The organism is Pedobacter sp. 01T416_2, assembly GCF_056398925.1.
In genome coordinates, this window is record NZ_JBFTQI010000670.1 from 1 (window position 1) to 3,291 (window position 3,291).

The following is a 3,291-nucleotide window of genomic DNA, read 5'->3' on the forward strand; positions in this document are numbered from 1 at the left end:
GTGATGTACTTATTGCAACAGCAAAATATGGTAAGGGAACTGTTTTCGCGGTAGGTGATCCGTGGTTTTACAACGAATATATCGATGGCCGAAAATTGCCTGCAGATTTTGAAAACTTTAAGGCAACGAACGATTTGGTAAAATGGTTGATTAAACAGGTTCCGGGTAAAAAGTAGGTTTTAACCGCAGATAAATAAAATATTAGCCACGGAAACGCGGAAGCACGGAAAAAGAATTAAGTGGTGATCTGTGGGGACACAGACCACGGAAGTCGTTCCAGGTAAAATTAACCACAGATGAAAAAAATGAACACAGATAACGAAATAGAACTGTCATCCTGAGCCTGTCGAAGAACTTGCTAAAATTACGGCAAATAGCAATTCAACAAGCTCAACGTGACAGATTGGAATAAAAAAGTTCTCCGTGTTAATCCGTGCTTCCGTGGCAATAAACTAACAAACAACAATGATGAAAATAAAAATATTGTTAACCCTGATCTGTATAAGCTTAATGTTATCGTGTTATGCGCAGCAGCCTACCGATTCTACTGCAGAAAAAATGCTTGTATATCAACTCGGCAATGGTGGTTGGYCTAAGCAGTTGGAAGATAAAAGCGTGGTTAACTATGGGGCAACCTTAACGCCCGAGCTTTTGGCTAAGATAAAAGCAACTAAAGATTTGCATGCCACATTCGATAATAAAGCCACCAGCAGAGAAGTGGTATATCTGGTTCAAGCTTATAAAAAAACACAAAACAAGGCTTATTTAGCGGCAGCTGAAAAAGGATTGGATTATATTTTAGCTGCTCAATATGCCAATGGTGGCTGGCCACAGTATTATCCTGATAAAACTTTATACCGTTCAGAAATTACTTACAATGATGATGCAATGATTAATGTATTGAACATTCTACAGGATATTGCAACTCAAAAAAATGATTTTGAGGTCGTGAATCCAGCCTACATCAAAAAAGCCGAGAAAGCCATTGCAAATGGTATCAATTGTATTATCAAAACGCAGGTAAAACAAAATGGAACTTTAACCATCTGGGCTGCACAATACGATAAAGACTCGATGTTACCTGCAAAAGCAAGGGCATTTGAGCCTGCCTCGTTAAGTACAAGTGAATCGGCAGGTATTGTCCGTTTTTTAATTAGGCTTAAAAACCCATCACCAGAAGTGAAAAATGCAGTTGCTGCAGCGGTGAAATGGTTCGATACCTATAAAATAGCTGGCTACCGCTTTGATCGGAACAAAAATATTTCAGCTTTGGTTGCCGATAACACCAGCATGGCTTGGGCGCGTTTTTACGATATAGAGAAAAACACTCCGATTTTCGGCGATCGCGACAATACCATTAAAACAAAATTGGAAGAGTTAAGTCCTGAGCGGCGAAACGGTTATGCCTGGTATGGCAACTGGGGACAGAAATTAATTGAAAAGGAATACCCGAAGTGGTTAAGCACGAATGGGAAATAAATAATTATAAAAATCGCCATTGCGAGGCACGAAGCAATCTTACTACTATGGGTGGGAATTTCTACCGCTTTAAGATTGCTTCGTTCCTCGCAATGACGGAAATCGCAAGGATATGATTTTAAACAAAGAAAATTTAGCAAACATTAACAGCGACAAGGTTACCAAACCAAGCGCCGAAATTTTGGCTTTACCAGAAAAAGTAATCCAGTTTGGAACTGGTGTTTTATTACGTGGTTTACCAGATTATTTTATTGATAAGGCCAACCAGAAAGGTATTTTTAATGGGCGTATTTTAGTAGTCAAATCTACTTCAAAAGGTGGTGCCGATGCATTTTCGAAACAGGATAATTTATACACACTTTGTGTAAAAGGTATCGAAGATGGTGTTAATGTTGAAGAAAATTCAATCAACTCATCAATCAGCCGTGTTTTATCGGCTTCGCAAGATTGGACCGAAATTTTAAAAGCTGCCCACCAGCCAGAAATGCAGGTCGTAATTTCTAACACTACTGAAGTTGGGATTGTTAAAAGCGAAGATAAAATAACTGATAATCCACCACAATCGTATCCAGGGAAACTATTGGCATTCTTGCACGAAAGATATACTGCTTTTAACGGCTCGGCCGAAAGCGGAATGGTGATTGTACCTACAGAATTAATCAGTGATAATGCTGATAAATTGAAAGAAATTTTATTAGATCTGGCCATCCAGAACAAATTGGGCTGGGATTTCGAAAACTGGTTAAAAACAGCCAATCATTTCTGCAAAACTTTGGTCGATAGGATTGTTCCGGGAAAACTTCCTGAGGCTGAACAAAAAGCGATTGAAAGTGAACTGGGCTATGCAGATGAACTCATGATTATGGCCGAGCCCTTCAGGCTTTGGGCTATCGAATCTTCAAGCGAAAAAGTGAAGGAGATTTTATCTTTTGAAAAGGCTGATAAAGGGGTTTTTATTGTTCCATCGATCGATAAATTTAAAGAGCTAAAACTCCGGTTACTTAACGGTACGCACACCATTAGCTGTGGATTGGCCATTTTAGCGGGCTTTAATACCGTAAAAGAGGCTATGGCGAATGAAGATTTTTCAGCCAATGTATTAAAATTGATGAAAGATGAAATTGCCCCTGTTGTGGTAAACGAAGATATTACCTATGATGAAGCGATTGCCTTTGCAGAAAGCGTAATTGATCGTTTTAGCAATCCATCCTTAGAGCACCAGTGGCAAGCCATAACGCTAAACTTCACCTCAAAAATGCAGATGCGTAACATGCCGTTAATCAGAAGATATTACGCTTTAAACAATGAAGTACCTCAACTTACTGCTTTAGGTGTGGCAGCATATATTCTTTTCATGAATGTGAATAAAGATGGTGATACTTACACGGCCAGCGCAAACGGAAAAACCTTTCCGATACAGGATGAATTTGCAGAGATTCTATATGATTACTGGAAAAACCCTGAAACGGTTGTAGATAATACCCTTGGCGACAGACGTCTTTGGGATAAAAACTTGAATAATTACCCTGGCTTTAACGCGGCCGTAAAATCTTACGTTGATTTATTACAGAACAAGGGTGCAAAAGAAACTTTAAGTAACTTGCATTCAGAAAGAACAATTTAAAATGGTTACTAGAATTTTAAAAATCCATCCTAACGATAACGTACTTGTTGCCCTACAAAACCTGGCAAAAGGCGAAACCGTTATTTACGATGGGCAGGAATATATTTTACAGGATGATATCCAGGCTAAGCATAAGTTTTTTATGCAGGATATGAATGCGGGTGATCACATTATTATGTATGGTGTAC

At 38.8% G+C, this 3,291-nt stretch carries 3 protein-coding genes and 1 pseudogene; all 4 read left to right on the forward strand.

The window, feature by feature from the left end; all coding sequences use genetic code 11:
- Positions 1-176, forward strand: a pseudogene (locus tag AC1DPQ_RS22140) (DUF4350 domain-containing protein); the annotation flags it as partial.
- Positions 177-465: 289 nt separating this feature from the next.
- Entirely contained in the window at positions 466-1,479 is a 1,014-nt protein-coding gene (pelA, locus tag AC1DPQ_RS22145; RefSeq protein WP_477610893.1) for a pectate lyase, read from the forward strand.
- 112 nt (positions 1,480-1,591) lie between these two features.
- Positions 1,592-3,103 (forward strand): tagaturonate reductase, encoded by a 1,512-nt coding sequence (locus AC1DPQ_RS22150; protein ID WP_477610894.1) that lies wholly within the window; start codon positions 1,592-1,594, stop codon positions 3,101-3,103.
- 1 nt (position 3,104) lies between these two features.
- Positions 3,105-3,291: UxaA family hydrolase (locus AC1DPQ_RS22155; protein ID WP_477610895.1), on the forward strand; the 187-nt coding region annotated here is incomplete at its 3' end.

Bases quoted from the DNA above. Each gene is read 5' to 3' on its own strand.
- AC1DPQ_RS22150 (WP_477610894.1), top strand. From the start codon at position 1,592: ATGATTTTAAACAAAGAAAATTTAGCAAACATTAACAGCGACAAGGTT.